Consider the following 12,601-nt stretch of genomic DNA (forward strand, 5'->3'; position numbering starts at 1 on the left):
CGCCGCCTGCTGAGCCCGGACTAAGGTTCTGCCCATGACCTCCGAGCTGCTGAAGCCCCTGACTGACGGCATCACGCGCGTGCTGCCCGAGGCGGCGGCGCTGCGCAGGAGGCTCCATGCGGACCCGCGGCTCAGCGGCCAGGAGGGCCACACCCGCGACCAACTGGTCGCGGCGCTGCCGTTCCTCGACTGGTCGCCCGTCGCCGCAACGGGCGCCTGGGCTCGGCTCGGCCCTAACGGGCCGGCGGTGGGCCTGCGCGCCGAGCTCGACGCGCTGCCGATCGACGAGGTGACCGGCGTCGAGTTCGAGTCGCGGATCCCTGGTGTCATGCACGCGTGTGGCCACGACGTGCACATGGCCGCGCTGTGGGCCGTGTTGAACGCCGCTCGGGAACTCGACCTGCCCGCGGCGATGGTGCCGGTGCTGCAGCCACGCGAGGAGGTCACCCCTCCCGGCGCAGGCGACGTCGTCGCCTCGGGCCTGCTGGAGCGGGAGTCGGTCGAGGCCATGATCGGCGTGCACATGCAGCCCGGCGTCGACCCGGGCGTGGTATCGACCGGCGCGGGCGCCGTCAACGCCGCCTACGACTCGTTCGAGATCACGGTGGCCGGCTCCCCTGCTCACGGGGCCTACCCGCATCTGGCCGTCGACCCGATCACGACGCTCGCCGCCATCATCGGGGAGGTGTCGTCGCTGCGCGGCCGGCTGATCGACCCCACGCACGCCACGGTCGTCTCGTTCGGGCAGGTCTCGGGTGGTACGGCACCCAACGTGATCCCCGACTCGGCCTCGTGCCGGGGAACGATCCGCACCTTCCACGAGGCGGACCGGATGCGGCTGCACGAGGCGATCGCGCGCACCGTCGAAGGTGTCGCGGCGGGGCGAGGCGCGCACGCCGAGGCCCGGTTCGTGCGTGGCGGGCCCGCGCTGGTCAACGATCCGGCGCTCGTGCACCGCACCGACCACCTGCTCAGTTCGCTCGGGGTGACGGTCGCCGAGACGCCGTTCCGCTCGTGTGGGTCGGACGACTTCGCCGAGTACGGGCGCGAGACGGCGTCGCTGATGTGCTTCATCGGCACCGGGCGGATCAACGGAGCCGGGCTGCACCACGGCGCCTACCTGCCGGGGCGCGACGCGCTCGAGCTCGCCGCGGTGGCCTACGCGAGCGGCTACGTCGCCGCCGCGTCGACCCTGTAGCCGGGCTCAGCCGATCAGCCTCGCCCAGGTCAGGCGGCTGACCTCGCCGGTGACCTTGATCCGGTGCCTGGTCTGGAAGGAGCGCACGGCCTTCGCGGTGGTCGCGTCGAAGCTCCCGTTCACGCTGACGGAATGACCGGCGTCCTGCAGGGCCGACTGCAGCGCGCGCACGGAGCCACCGCTGCTGCCCTGCTTCAGGTTCGGCAGCAGCTTGTTCCAGGTCTTGTCGTTCATCGCGCCCGTCGCGCTGATGCCGTTCTTCGACTGGAACGCGCTGACCGCCGCCTTCGACTGGTCGCCGAAGATGCCGTCGGCGTCCAGCTGCGAGCCGTTGGCGTTGAGCAGCAGCTGCAGGATGCGCACCCCGTCACCCTTCGAGCCGCTGACGTAGGCGGGGAGATCGGAGCCGACGGTGAAGGCGGTCGAGCCGACGTCGCCTCCGGTGCCCATGCCCGGCGGGAAGCCTGCGCCCGCGCCGTTGAGGTTGTACTGGTAGAGGTTGTAGCTCTTCATGATCGAGATCACGAGGTCGGCGTACTTGGGGTCGGTGGCGTAGCCGCCCTTGCGCACCTCGGTCACGAACTGGTCCGGGTACAACTTGTAGTCGAACGCCTTCGCGTAACGCGACGCCGTGGTCAGCAGCCGTCCGTAGTCGAGGATCGAGTCGCCCCAGTTCTTGTAGGTGCGGAAGTTGTCGACGATGTAGTAGGCGGTGCCGTCGGGCTTGTACTCGGCGGTCTTCACCGGCACGCAGCCGGTCTGGTACGGCGAGACGGTGCTCGTGCACTTGATGTTGAACAGCGTGTTGACCTGGTAGACCTTCTCGGTCGGCAGCCCTGCGTCGACGGTGTATGCGCTCGCCATCTTCGAGCGGCCCCAGCCGGTCTCCAGGGCGGCCATGCCGATGGCGACGGAGGCGGGGATGCCCGTCGCGCGCTCGTTCTGCTGGGCGGGGCCCACGAGCTTTGCGATGAACTCGCTCTGAACGGACGCCTTCGCCGGGCTCGGCGCGATCGCCGCGAAGCCGAGGACGAGGGCGGTCGCGACGGCGACCTTGATCCAGCGCATTGGTCTCACTCCCACCGGTTGGTTGGTTCGTGAGGCTAGCCGCCGGGCCCGCCGGGTGAAAGTTTCTCAACTTCAGGTTGAGGTCCCGGCGGTCGCGTCAGAGCTGGACGCCGACCAGGTTGACCTCGGGCACCAGCGTGATGCCGAACGCCTGCGCCACGCCGACGCGCACCGCCCGGGCGACCCTGACCAGGTCGGCGGACGTGGCGCCTCCCCGGTTGGTGAGCGCCAGCACATGTTTGGTCGAGAGGCTCGCCCGTTCGGTGCCGTAGCCCTTCTCGAAGCCGGCGTGCTGGATCAGCCAGGCGGCGCTGGTCTTGACCGACCCGTCGGGCATCGGGAAGCGCGGGGCGCCCTCGGGGAGCCGTCCGGCGTCGTCGGCGCTGAGGATGGGGTTGGTGAAGAACGAGCCGGCGCTCCACGTGTCGTGGTCGGAGGCGTCGAGCACCATGCCCTTTCCGCGGCGGATCTCGAGCACGGTGTCGCGGACGAGCCTTGCCGGGACGCGGGCACCCACCTGGGTGTCGAGGCGGCGGGCCAGTTCGGCGTAGGCGACCGGCTGCGAGCGGGAGCCGAGCGTGAACTGGTAGCCGACGTCGAGGACGACGTAACGGCCTGGTTCGCGCTTGAACCGGGAGGTGCGGTAGCCGAAGCCGCAGTCGGTGAGCGGGAAGGTGCGCTGGGTGCGCTCCGTCCGGTCCCAGGTGCGCACCGAGGTGATCGTCTGGGAGACCTCGGCGCCGTAGGCTCCTACGTTCTGGATCGGGGTGGCCCCGACGCTTCCCGGGATGCCGGACAGCGCCTCGACGCCGCTCCATTCGCGGTCGACGGCCTCGGCGACGAAGTCGTCCCAGTTCTCCCCCGCCCCGACCCTCACGGACGCGCCGCCGCAGGTCGACACGTCGGCCTTGATGCCGCCGATCGCGACCCGGACGACGGTGCCCTCGAAGCCCTCGTCGGTGATCAGCAGGTTGGAGCCGCCGCCGAGCACGAGGACCGGTTCGCCGCGCTCATCGCACCCGGTGACTGCGTCGATCAGTTCGTGCTCGGTCTCCGCTACGACGAAGTTGGCGGCTGGCCCACCGACGCGCAGGGTGGTGTGGTCGGCCAGGCGGGTCGAGCCGGGAACGACCGGCCCGTCGGAGCCGAGGTCGACCCGGTCGATGCTGCAGGAGGCTCCCTCAGTCAACGCGCACCTCCGCGCGGGCCGCTCCGAGCACCGCCTCGTCGCCGCAGGTGGCGGTGACGGACAGCTTCGCCACACCGTCGGCCACCTCGGTGACCTTCGCCGTGTAGACGACCTCGGTGCCCTCGTCGGTGTCGGGGACGAGCACAGGCCGGGTGAAGCGGACGAAGTAGCTCAGCACGCGCGCCGGGTCGCCGACGGCGTCGGTGACCAGCTTCAGGCCGGCTCCCATCGTCCACATGCCGTGTGCGACGACGCCCGGCAGGCCGATGGCCTGGGCGTGGCGGTCGGAGAAGTGGATCTCGTTGAAGTCGGTCGAGGCGCCGGAGTAGCGCACGACGGTGGATCGGGTGACGGGAACGCGCAGTTCGGGCAGTTCCTGGCCGACGGTGAACTCAGGCATCTGCGTCCTCGCTTGTGTGCATGAGCGTGGAGCGGGCCTCGCAGACCGAGTCGCCGTCGACGATCAGGTCGACGAGGATGGTGACGATGTCGAGATTGCCGCGGTTGCGCACCTTCTGGATGCTCAGCCGGGCCTCGACGGCGTCGCCCGGCCGCAGCGGGCGGTGGAAGGTGAACGCCTGGTCGGCGTGCATGGTGCGGTTGAGCGCGAGCCCGAGCTCGGGATCGCCGAACAGCGCTCCCCACGCCTGGGCCGCGATGACGGCTGCGAAGGTCGGTGGGGCGATCGGCGTCTCGCCGCGGTAGGCCGGGTTGTCGTCGCCGACGGCGTCGGCGAACTCGGCGATCTTGGCGTGGCTGACGATGTAGGGCGGCGCGGGAGGGTACTCGCGGCCCACGTGCTCGGGCGTGATCGGCATAGTGGCCACCCTAGCGCGATCACGCCCGGGCGCCCGGGTACTCGAGCCGGGCTCCCCGCGAAGCGGCGGCCGTCGGATCCCGCTCCTTGAGCAGAGGCCACGCGGAGCGGCGGCGTGCGTTTCCCCGTTCCTTGAGCAGGGCCGCCCGTCGAAGCGGCGGCGCCCGTCGTCGAAAGGCCCCGGATGGCCGTCCGCTGTCATGGCCACGGTGCCGCTGTATCCGGGGTGAACGTGATCGGCGGAGCGCCGAGGAGGTCGTTGATGGTAACCACCTCGTCGATGCCGAGTCGGGGTCCTGCCTTAGCGGGGGAGGGGGGTCGCCTGAGGCTGCGGGCTCCTAGGCTGGAGCTGGCGAAGGAGCACGACATGTCGTACGGAAAGATCACGATCACGGTCGGGGCCTCGGTGAACCTCGAGGAGTGGAAGGCCTTCACGGGGGCCGTCAGCGACGAGGCGGCGCTCGAACAGGCAAGGAAGCACCTGCCGGGCACCGCCGAGTTCGTCAGGTGGTTCGAACCGCTGGAGGATGTCGCCGACGTCAGGGTCACGACGACCGCTGCCCGGGGGTGAACTGCCTGGCTTTGCTGTGCTTGGCACAGCCGTGGTCCTTGCCTGCGACACGTCGCGGCACGGTCCAGCGTAAGTCTGCTGAACTCACACGGACGGAAGTGAGTCTGAAGTGCCGAGGTTCTCCGGGGCGCGGCGCAACGGAAGGGCCCCCGCCGCGTCGGCACGAGCTCTCACGGAACGAACGCGTCGAGACCTCGCGAACCCCAGGAACGCAAGAACGGCCGCCCCTCAGGGACGGCCGTTCTCGGATGCTTGTGTGCAGATCACCGGGTCTCGCGGTGCGCGCGGTGGGTGCGGCAGCGCGGGCAGAACTTCTTCAGCTCAAGACGATCGGGATCGTTGCGGCGGTTCTTCTTCGTGATGTAGTTGCGCTCCTTGCACTCGGTGCAGGCGAGCGTGATCTTCGGACGAACGTCCTGAGACTTCTTGGCCATGTTCACATTCCTTAGCTTGAGCGCGTGGCGTGGTGTGCGTCAGTGGTGGTGACGAGGGCGGGACTTGAACCCGCGACACAGCGATTATGAGCCGCTTGCTCTACCGACTGAGCTACCCCGTCAGGAGTTCTTCTCGTGGGTGGTGCCACGGAAAGAACAGAGCCCCCATGCGGAATCGAACCGCAGACCTTCTCCTTACCATGGAGACGCTCTGCCTACTGAGCTATAGGGGCCAGCCGGGGACCAACCATACACGGACTTTTCGGCCGCGCACAAATCGGCGACGACACTCATACATAGTCCCCGCGAACGAAGGGGCCGTACCTCACATACTTTTCCCCGGGAAACAGTGACCGGCCACGATGGGGTGTGGAGGTTGGAGAGAAGCTGTCGATGGCAGCCCGAGTCGAGATCACGAAGAAGTACGCCAAGGCCTATGCCGCGGCCCCGAAGAAGGGCAAGTCCCAGATCCTCGACCACGTGGTCGAGATCACCGGCTGGAACCGTGACCATGCCCGCCAGCAGTTGGTGGCCCGGTTGAAACAGGCCCCGGGACGGGCCACCGCGACGGTCGCGGTGATCGATCGGCGCAAGACCAAGGCGTGTAAGTACTCCTACGACGCCAGGCTGATCCTGCAGCGGGTATGGGCGGCCTCGGGGGGCAGCTGCGGGCAGTACCTCGCCGCATCCATGAGCGATCTGATCGATGCGATGGAAGCCGAAGGCGAACTGGTGCCTAGCCAGGACCGTTACAGCGCCGAGGTCAGGGCCGAGCTGGAATCGATGTCGGCGGCCACGATCGACCGGTACCTCGCACCGGCGCGGGCGAAGGACCCGATCCGAGGAAAGACCGCCACCAAGCCCGGCAGCCTGCTACGAAACTCGATCACCGTGCGTAAAGCCGGTGACGAGGTCGAAGCCGAACCCGGGTTCTTCGAAGTCGACACCGTGGCCCACTGCGGCCCCACGCTGAAGGGCGAGTTCGCCCGCAGCGTGAACTTCACCGACATGCACACCGGCTGGAGCTTCACCTACTCCATCCGCAACAACGCCCACCTCCACATCCGGACCGCGTTCGACCACTTCATCGCCCAGGTCCCGTTCGCGGTCACCGGGATCGATTGTGACAACGGCTCGGAGTTCATCAACCACGACCTGATCGGCTGGGCCGGCCAACGAGAGGTGTTCTTCACCCGGTCGCGGCCTTACAAGAAAAACGATCAAGCCACCATCGAATCGAAGAACAACCACCTCGTGCGCCGCTACGGCTTCTACCACCGCTACGACACCGCCACCGAACTCGCGTTACTCAACCAGCTATGGCCGCTGGTCAACGACCGGCTCAACTTCTTCACCCCCACGAAGAAACCCGAAGGCTGGGCCACCGACACCGTAGGGCGCCGCAAACGCCTCTACGACAAGCCACGCTCCCCCTACCAGAGGCTCCTGGCCGCCGGGGTCCTCAACCCCGCCCAGGAAACAGAACTAGCCGCCTACAAGGCCACCCTCAAACCCGTCGCAATGCAACGACGCATCACCGAGATCCAACAGGAGCTCACCCGACTCGCAGGCCGAAAGACAGCCCGTCTCGAACAACACATCGCATGGAAGGCACCCGACCCCGCCGGCCTCAAAACCCGGGCCAGCTAACCCTTGTTTTCGCGGGGAAAAATATCTGAGGTAAGGCCTACCATTTCGCGGGGACTTGACAGTGAGGTACCACGATCGGGGGTTCCGCCGCTCCCGGCCGAACGAGATCACGCTCGAGACCAGCTTCGCGTTCGAGCAGCGCCACATCCGAGCGGACTGCTCGTCCGGCGCTCCGGAGTCGCGTTCACCTACCCGGAGCTGACCGTCCTCGACCTCGTCCCGGAACTCGGCGCACGGGTGATCGACGAGGCGCTCAGACGCCGTGCGATCATGCTCCCACGCCTGCGGCGAGCCCTCCAGCTCACGCCGAACAGGCGCGGCAACCGTCTGCGGCGGGAGCTGGTCGCGGACTCGCGCGACGAGCCGTGGTCGGAACTGGAGCGCGAGGCCCACCGCCTCCTGCTCGCCGCCGGGGTGACCGGCTGGAAGAGCAACCACGCGGTCGACATCGAGGGTCAGCGCTTCTACCTCGACGTCGCGATCCCGGAGCTCCGGCTCGCGATCGAACTCCAGGGAGAACAGCACCATGGGACGCAGGACGCCTTCCACCGCGACCGCGGTCGCGGCCGGGCGATTGCCCGGGCCGGCTGGCTGGCGCTGCGGTTCACTGCCCAGAGCCTGGACGAGCTCGTCGAGACCACCTTGGAGGTTGCCGCCACGCGTCGACGTCGCCTCCGCGCGGAGGCCGCCTGAGCTCAGGCCTTCAGGCCGGCGATCGCCGCCTCGAGCGCGCCCTCGAACAGGGTCTCCCGCTCGTCGGAGGTGAGGTCGCCCGAGCCGTCAAACAGGTGGTCCGACACCGTCAGGACGGCGAGCGCCTCCGCGCCGGCTGCCATGGCGCAGGCGTACAGGCCGGCCGCCTCCATCTCGACGCCCAGCGTGCCGAGCTTGTCGAGGGCGGGGACGATGTCCATCCGCGAGCTGTAGAAGAAGTCGCTGGTGTAGACCGACCCGACGTGCACGCGGGCGCCCGTGCCACGAGCCTGATCGACGGCGCCGCGCAGCATGTCGAAAGAGGCGGCGAGCGAGAGCGTCACGCCCGGGATGTCGATGGTGGAAACGCTCGAGTTGGTGTGCGCGGACGACGCGACGATGACGTCTCGGACAGCGACCTGCTTGGAGATGCCGCCGCAGGTGCCGACGCGGCAGATCCGCTTCACGCCGAACTGCGAGTAGAGCTCGGTGGCGTAGATCGAGACGCTCGGCACGCCCATGCCCGAGGCCATCGCCGTCATCGCAACGCCGTCGACGGTGCCCGTCCAGGCCCCGATGCCACGGACGTCGGAGACGAGCCTCGCGCCCTTCATCCGGGTCTTTGCGATGCGCTCGGCGCGCTTCGGGTCGCCAGGCATGATGACGAGCGGCGCGATGTCTCCCGGCTCGCAGGCGATGTGTGGGGTGGCCATCGTCGGCCTCCTTCTGGAGAGGAAATGAATAAGGCCCCGAACCAATTCGATTCGGGGCCTTGTGGCAGGTGTTGGATTTGAACCAACGTAGGACTACGCCGACGGTTTTACAGACCGCTCCCTTTGGCCGCTCGGGCAACCTGCCATGCCGGTATCCCGGCGCCGCACGAGCATAGCAGGGTCCTGACGACGACGGCAAAGCGGGCGTCCGGGCCCCTGGAAGGCTGGCACAATGGCCTGACGATGAGCACTTCCGGGGCTCGTTGCGGATGATGACGATCCCATCGGCCCCAGCCGCGAACGAACCCGGAAAAGTGCTCAAGGCCCCACCCGACCGGAGGATCCCATGGCTTCTGAGAGCTCATTCGACATCGTCAGCAAGGTCGACCGCCAGGAGGTCGACAACGCACTGAACCAGGCGGCAAAGGAGGTCAGCCAGCGCTTCGACTTCAAGAACACCGATGCGAAGATCGCGTGGTCGGGCGAGACGATCGAGATGCAGGCCGTCTCCGAGGAGCGCGTCAAGGCCGTCCTCGACGTCTTCCAGACCAAGCTGATCCGCCGCGGGGTCTCGCTCAAGGCTCTGGACGCCGGCGACCCGCGCCAGTCCGGCAAGCTGTGGAAGATCACGGCGACCACCAAGCAGGGCATCAAGACCGAGGACGCGAAGAAGATCTCGAAGCTGATCCGCGACGAGGGCCCCAAGGGCGTGAAGGCGCAGATCCAGGGCGAAGAGCTGCGCGTCTCCTCCAAGAGCCGCGACGACCTGCAGGCCGTCCAGAAGCTGATCAACGAGCAGGACTACGACTTCGCCGTCCAGTTCGTGAACTACCGCTGACGGCGCCCTTCGCAGACGCCAACGAGAGTCACCGACGCCAACGATATTCGCGCGAATATCGTTGGCGTCGGTGCATGTCGTTGGCCTCTGGGATATCTCGTTGGCGGTGGTGGGGCGGGTCGGCGCCGACCCCAGGTCAGAGCTGACCGCAGCCCCTGCCCCCGGCCCCCTGCACCCGACCCGGCTCCTCGGGGCCAGCCCCGTTCCCTGCGCCGCTCAGCCCCCGGGGCCCACCCCGGTTCCCCCTTTCCCGCACAACGATGCCTATTCCGGCGCCGCTGCAACATAGGCGCAGCAACACCGAAATAGGAATTGTTGTGCGTGGGAGTCGAGCCGGGACCCTTCGCTCCGCTCAGGGCGTTTCGACAGGCTCAACGACCCGGGTCCCTGAGCTCGTCGCGAGGGGGTAGGGGAAGAGCTCCAGCGCTCACGAGACGAGGAGCCCGGCCGGACGCGCCAGGGCACCTCGTCAGGACGCAGGGTTTCGACAAGGTCCGCGACGCCCGTCCGGACGCACGTGGGGCCCTCCCTGACTGGGAGAGGCCCCCTCGTGGGTGCGGGCGGACGCCCGACTGCTAAGCCGATGCTCAGCGGCGACCGACGCGGTTGATGAGGAACTTGCCCAGCTCGTTGAACAGGAACACGCCGACCGACAGGCCGAGGATCGGGCCCCACTGCGCCCAGCCGAGCTCGGAGGAGCCGAACCAGGTGTTCATGAACGGCGCATGGATGAAGATCAGCTGGAGGGCGATGAGCCCGGCGATCGAGAACCACACCGCGCGGTTGCCGACGAGCACCCGCCACGTCAGCGACGAGGTGTTCAGGAAGCGGCAGTTGAACAGGAAGGCGATCTGGCCGAAGGCCAGCATGGTGACGGCGGCGGTCTGGGCCACGTCGTAGTCGACGACGGCATTTTGTCGCATGAACATCAGCAGCGCGGCACCACCGATGGCGACCGATGACCACAGCACCTGTGCGAGGGCCCTCGGAGAGAGGATCTGCTCCTTCGTGGACCGGGGCGGCCTGCTCATGATGCCCGGCTCGGCGGGCTCACTCGAGAGTGACAGCGACAGGGTCAGCGCCGTGACGAGGTTGACCCACAGGATCTGTACCGGCGACAGGGGAAGTGCCATGCCGAGCAGGACGGCCACGAGGATGACGAGGCCCTGGCCGCCGTTGGTCGGCAGCAGGAAGACCACCGACTTGCGGATGTTGTCGTAGATCCGGCGCCCCTCCTCCACGGCCCTCTCGATGGTGGCGAAGTTGTCGTCGGCCAGCACGATGTCGGCGGCCTCCTTGGTGGCCTCCGTTCCCTTGATGCCCATCGCGACGCCGACGTCGGCGCGGGTGATGGAGGGGGCGTCGTTGACGCCGTCGCCGGTCATGGCGACCACCTCGTCGTGTGTCTGCAGCGCCTTGACGATCCGGAGCTTGTGCTCGGGCGACGTGCGGGCGTAGATGTCCACGTCGCGGACCTGGGCGGCGAGCTCGTCGTCGCTCATGGCCTCGAGCTCCGCGCCGGTGAGCGCCTTCACGTCCCCCTCGGCCGGAGCGATGCCCAGCTCGCGCGAGATCGCGACGGCCGTGCCGGCGTGGTCACCCGTGATCATCTTCACCCGGATGCCGGCGGTGTGCGCCAGCGAGATGGCGTCGGTCACCTCGGGTCGGGGCGGGTCGACGATGCCGACGAGCCCGAGGAAGGTCAGCCCCGTGTCGAGGTCGTCGAGCGCCAGGTCCTCGACGCCGTCGGCCGGCCGCGAGGCCGCAGCCAGGACGCGCAGGCCCTGCTCCGACAGCTCGTCGATGCCGGCGTCCCAGAAGCCGTGGTCGAGCGTCTCGGTGGAGCCTCCGCCGCCCAGCTGCGTGGTCGAACGGTCGAGCAGCCGGTCGGGGGCACCCAGCACGTGGATCCGACGCTCCCCGGAGGCGACGTCGTCCAGGGTGGCGGAGAACTTGTGGGCCGACTCGAAGGGCACCGTGGCGAGCCGCGTGACGTGGGCCATGTCGGCGCCCGCCTTGGTGGCGAGCACGTCGAGCGCGCCCTCGGTGGGCTGCCCGACGACCCGCCAGCCCTCGTCGGTCTCCTCGACACGGGCGTCGTTGGCCGCTCCCGCGGCGATGACAAGCGCCTCCAGGTCCGGGTGGTCGGGCAGGGCCGCGGGCTGCCCGTGCGGGTCGGTGACGTGGCCCTTCGGCTGGTAGCCCGTGCCCTCGACGACGTACCGACCCTCGGAGGTCAGCACCGTGCGCGCGGTCATCTCGTTCTGGGTCAGCGTGCCGGTCTTGTCGGAGCAGATCGTCGTGACGGACCCGAGGGTCTCGACGGCGGCCATCTTGCGGGTGATGGCGTTGCGGCGGGCCATCTGCTGCACGCCGAGCGCCAGGGTGATGGTCACCAGCGCGGGCAGGCCCTCAGGGACCGCCGCGACGGCGAAGCCGATGGCTGCGGAGATCAGCTCGTCGCCGTGGAAGTCGTGCACGAAGTAGCCGATCGCGAGCATCACTACCGCCATCACTCCGATGAGGATCGCCAGCTGCGTGCCGAGCTTGGCGAGCTGCCGCGACAGCGGGGTGTCGAGCTTTTCCTGGTCCGCCACCAGCGCCGAGATCCGGCCGATCTCGGTGTTGCCGCCCGTCGACACGACGACTGCCTCGGCCGTGCCGGCCGTGATGATGGTGCTGGAGAACAGCATCGAGGATCGATCGCCGACACCCGCCTCGGCCGCGACGGGCTCGAGCTCCTTCTGCGCTGGCACGGACTCGCCGGTCAGCGCCGCCTCGTCGACCTGCAGCGACGAGGAGGTCAGGAGGCGAACGTCGGCGGGAACCCGGTCACCCGAGCGGACGCGGATGACGTCGCCGGGCACGATGGTCGCCGCGTCGACGACACCCCAGGTGCCGTCGCGCAGCACCTGCGCGTCGAGCGACTGCATGGTCTGGAGGCTGGCGAGCGCGGAGGCGGCGCGGCCCTCCTGAATGAAGCCGATGAGGCCGGTCGCGAGGATGACGACCGCGATGACGGCGAAGTCGACCCAGTCCCCCGAGTACGCCTTGAGAGCTGCCGCAGCGATCAGGATGTAGATCAGGATGTCGTTGAACTGCGACAGCAGGCGACGCCAGGCGGGGACCGGCTTGGGCGTGGGCAGCTCGTTGCGGCCGTCACGCGCCAGTCGCCGCTCCACCTCGGATCCCGCGAGACCGTCGGTGGTCGAGTCGACGGATGCCAGCACCTCCTCGGGGCTCGCCGCCCACGGCTTCGGAGCGGATGAGGAGGGAGGGGTCTGCGGCTCAGGGGATGTCGACACGATGACGGCTCCAGGTGTGGATGGGGTCTTACAGGCTCTCAAATCTTAGAGACCTGCCCAAACCACCGCTGTTGTTCCCGCGCTGCTAGCCTGCCTGTGTTCCATGCCCCGATCCCCAGGCAGGT

12 protein-coding genes and 3 tRNA genes are annotated in these 12,601 nt (G+C 68.5%); 5 read left to right on the plus strand and 10 right to left on the minus strand.

What is annotated here, in order from left to right; translation table 11 throughout:
• Positions 1-34: 34 nt before the first annotated feature.
• Positions 35-1,198 carry a M20 metallopeptidase family protein gene (locus BW733_RS03380; protein ID WP_077347897.1) on the plus strand — a complete coding sequence of 388 codons (1,164 nt, stop codon included), beginning with the start codon at positions 35-37 and terminating at the stop codon, positions 1,196-1,198.
• A gap of 6 nt (positions 1,199-1,204) precedes the next feature.
• On the opposite strand, the gene BW733_RS03385 is transcribed toward BW733_RS03380, so the two are convergent.
• The 4 genes from BW733_RS03385 to BW733_RS03400 all read right to left on the minus strand — a co-directional run bounded on the left by BW733_RS03385 (position 1,205) and on the right by BW733_RS03400 (position 4,273).
• On the minus strand, positions 1,205-2,266 hold the full coding sequence (locus tag BW733_RS03385; protein ID WP_077347899.1) for a peptidoglycan-binding protein: 1,062 nt from the start codon (positions 2,264-2,266) through the stop codon (positions 1,205-1,207).
• Between the two features lie 97 nt (positions 2,267-2,363).
• A complete protein-coding gene (locus BW733_RS03390) occupies positions 2,364-3,431 on the minus strand; it encodes a UDP-N-acetylmuramate dehydrogenase (protein WP_237268367.1) in 1,068 nt (355 codons plus the stop codon).
• 16 nt (positions 3,432-3,447) lie between these two features.
• Complete coding sequence (locus BW733_RS03395; protein ID WP_077347903.1) at positions 3,448-3,855, minus strand: MaoC/PaaZ C-terminal domain-containing protein; 408 nt, start codon at positions 3,853-3,855, stop codon at positions 3,448-3,450.
• Positions 3,848-4,273 (minus strand): FAS1-like dehydratase domain-containing protein, encoded by a 426-nt coding sequence (locus tag BW733_RS03400; protein ID WP_077347905.1) that lies wholly within the window; start codon positions 4,271-4,273, stop codon positions 3,848-3,850. The genes BW733_RS03395 and BW733_RS03400 overlap by 8 nt, the downstream gene beginning before the upstream one ends.
• A 366-nt stretch (positions 4,274-4,639) precedes the next feature.
• Here BW733_RS03400 and BW733_RS03405 point away from each other — a divergent pair, with 366 nt between their 5' ends.
• Entirely contained in the window at positions 4,640-4,843 is a 204-nt protein-coding gene (locus tag BW733_RS03405; protein ID WP_077347907.1) for a hypothetical protein, read from the plus strand.
• 263 nt (positions 4,844-5,106) lie between these two features.
• Here BW733_RS03405 and rpmG read toward each other — a convergent pair whose 3' ends face one another.
• The 3 genes from rpmG to BW733_RS03420 all read right to left on the minus strand — a co-directional run bounded on the left by rpmG (position 5,107) and on the right by BW733_RS03420 (position 5,510).
• The gene (gene rpmG, locus BW733_RS03410) at positions 5,107-5,277 is read right to left on the minus strand and encodes a 50S ribosomal protein L33 (RefSeq protein ID WP_077347909.1); all 171 of its coding nucleotides are present in this window, start codon (positions 5,275-5,277) and stop codon (positions 5,107-5,109) included.
• A 46-nt stretch (positions 5,278-5,323) separates the two neighbouring features.
• Positions 5,324-5,399: transfer RNA gene (locus BW733_RS03415), tRNA-Met, on the minus strand.
• Between the two features lie 38 nt (positions 5,400-5,437).
• Positions 5,438-5,510: transfer RNA gene (locus BW733_RS03420), tRNA-Thr, on the minus strand.
• A gap of 160 nt (positions 5,511-5,670) precedes the next feature.
• Here BW733_RS03420 and BW733_RS03430 point away from each other — a divergent pair.
• Together BW733_RS03430 and BW733_RS03435 are read left to right on the plus strand one after the other, a co-directional pair.
• The gene (locus tag BW733_RS03430) at positions 5,671-6,927 is read left to right on the plus strand and encodes an integrase catalytic domain-containing protein (RefSeq protein ID WP_152024495.1); all 1,257 of its coding nucleotides are present in this window, start codon (positions 5,671-5,673) and stop codon (positions 6,925-6,927) included.
• Positions 6,928-7,164: 237 nt separating this feature from the next.
• On the plus strand, positions 7,165-7,620 hold the full coding sequence (locus tag BW733_RS03435; protein ID WP_077347911.1) for a DUF559 domain-containing protein: 456 nt from the start codon (positions 7,165-7,167) through the stop codon (positions 7,618-7,620).
• 2 nt (positions 7,621-7,622) lie between these two features.
• Here the strand turns inward: BW733_RS03435 and deoD are convergent, their stop codons facing one another.
• Together deoD and BW733_RS03445 are read right to left on the minus strand one after the other, a co-directional pair.
• Complete coding sequence (gene deoD, locus BW733_RS03440; RefSeq protein ID WP_077347913.1) at positions 7,623-8,333, minus strand: purine-nucleoside phosphorylase; 711 nt, start codon at positions 8,331-8,333, stop codon at positions 7,623-7,625.
• A gap of 62 nt (positions 8,334-8,395) precedes the next feature.
• Positions 8,396-8,478: transfer RNA gene (locus tag BW733_RS03445), tRNA-Tyr, on the minus strand.
• A 201-nt stretch (positions 8,479-8,679) separates the two neighbouring features.
• Here BW733_RS03445 and BW733_RS03450 point away from each other — a divergent pair.
• Positions 8,680-9,171 carry a YajQ family cyclic di-GMP-binding protein gene (locus BW733_RS03450; protein ID WP_077347915.1) on the plus strand — a complete coding sequence of 164 codons (492 nt, stop codon included), beginning with the start codon at positions 8,680-8,682 and terminating at the stop codon, positions 9,169-9,171.
• A gap of 587 nt (positions 9,172-9,758) precedes the next feature.
• Here the strand turns inward: BW733_RS03450 and BW733_RS03455 are convergent.
• Positions 9,759-12,476, minus strand: a complete 2,718-nt coding sequence (locus tag BW733_RS03455) for a cation-translocating P-type ATPase (RefSeq protein ID WP_152024542.1) — start codon at positions 12,474-12,476, stop codon at positions 9,759-9,761.
• Between the last annotated feature and the right edge of the window lie 125 nt (positions 12,477-12,601).

Source organism: Tessaracoccus flavescens (genome assembly GCF_001998865.1).
Taxonomy (GTDB): Bacteria; Actinomycetota; Actinomycetes; order Propionibacteriales; family Propionibacteriaceae; genus Arachnia; species Arachnia flavescens.

Excerpts from the sequence above, each read along its gene's own strand:
- BW733_RS03380 (WP_077347897.1), top strand. The coding sequence starts at position 35 with ATGACCTCCGAGCTGCTGAAGCCCCTGACTGACGGCATCACGCGCGTG.
- BW733_RS03385 (WP_077347899.1), bottom strand. The coding sequence starts at position 2,266 with ATGCGCTGGATCAAGGTCGCCGTCGCGACCGCCCTCGTCCTCGGCTTC.
- BW733_RS03395 (WP_077347903.1), bottom strand. The coding sequence starts at position 3,855 with ATGCCTGAGTTCACCGTCGGCCAGGAACTGCCCGAACTGCGCGTTCCC.
- BW733_RS03400 (WP_077347905.1), bottom strand. The coding sequence starts at position 4,273 with ATGCCGATCACGCCCGAGCACGTGGGCCGCGAGTACCCTCCCGCGCCG.
- BW733_RS03405 (WP_077347907.1), top strand. The coding sequence starts at position 4,640 with ATGTCGTACGGAAAGATCACGATCACGGTCGGGGCCTCGGTGAACCTC.
- rpmG (WP_077347909.1), bottom strand. The coding sequence starts at position 5,277 with ATGGCCAAGAAGTCTCAGGACGTTCGTCCGAAGATCACGCTCGCCTGC.
- BW733_RS03430 (WP_152024495.1), top strand. The coding sequence starts at position 5,671 with ATGGCAGCCCGAGTCGAGATCACGAAGAAGTACGCCAAGGCCTATGCC.
- deoD (WP_077347913.1), bottom strand. The coding sequence starts at position 8,333 with ATGGCCACCCCACACATCGCCTGCGAGCCGGGAGACATCGCGCCGCTC.
- BW733_RS03450 (WP_077347915.1), top strand. The coding sequence starts at position 8,680 with ATGGCTTCTGAGAGCTCATTCGACATCGTCAGCAAGGTCGACCGCCAG.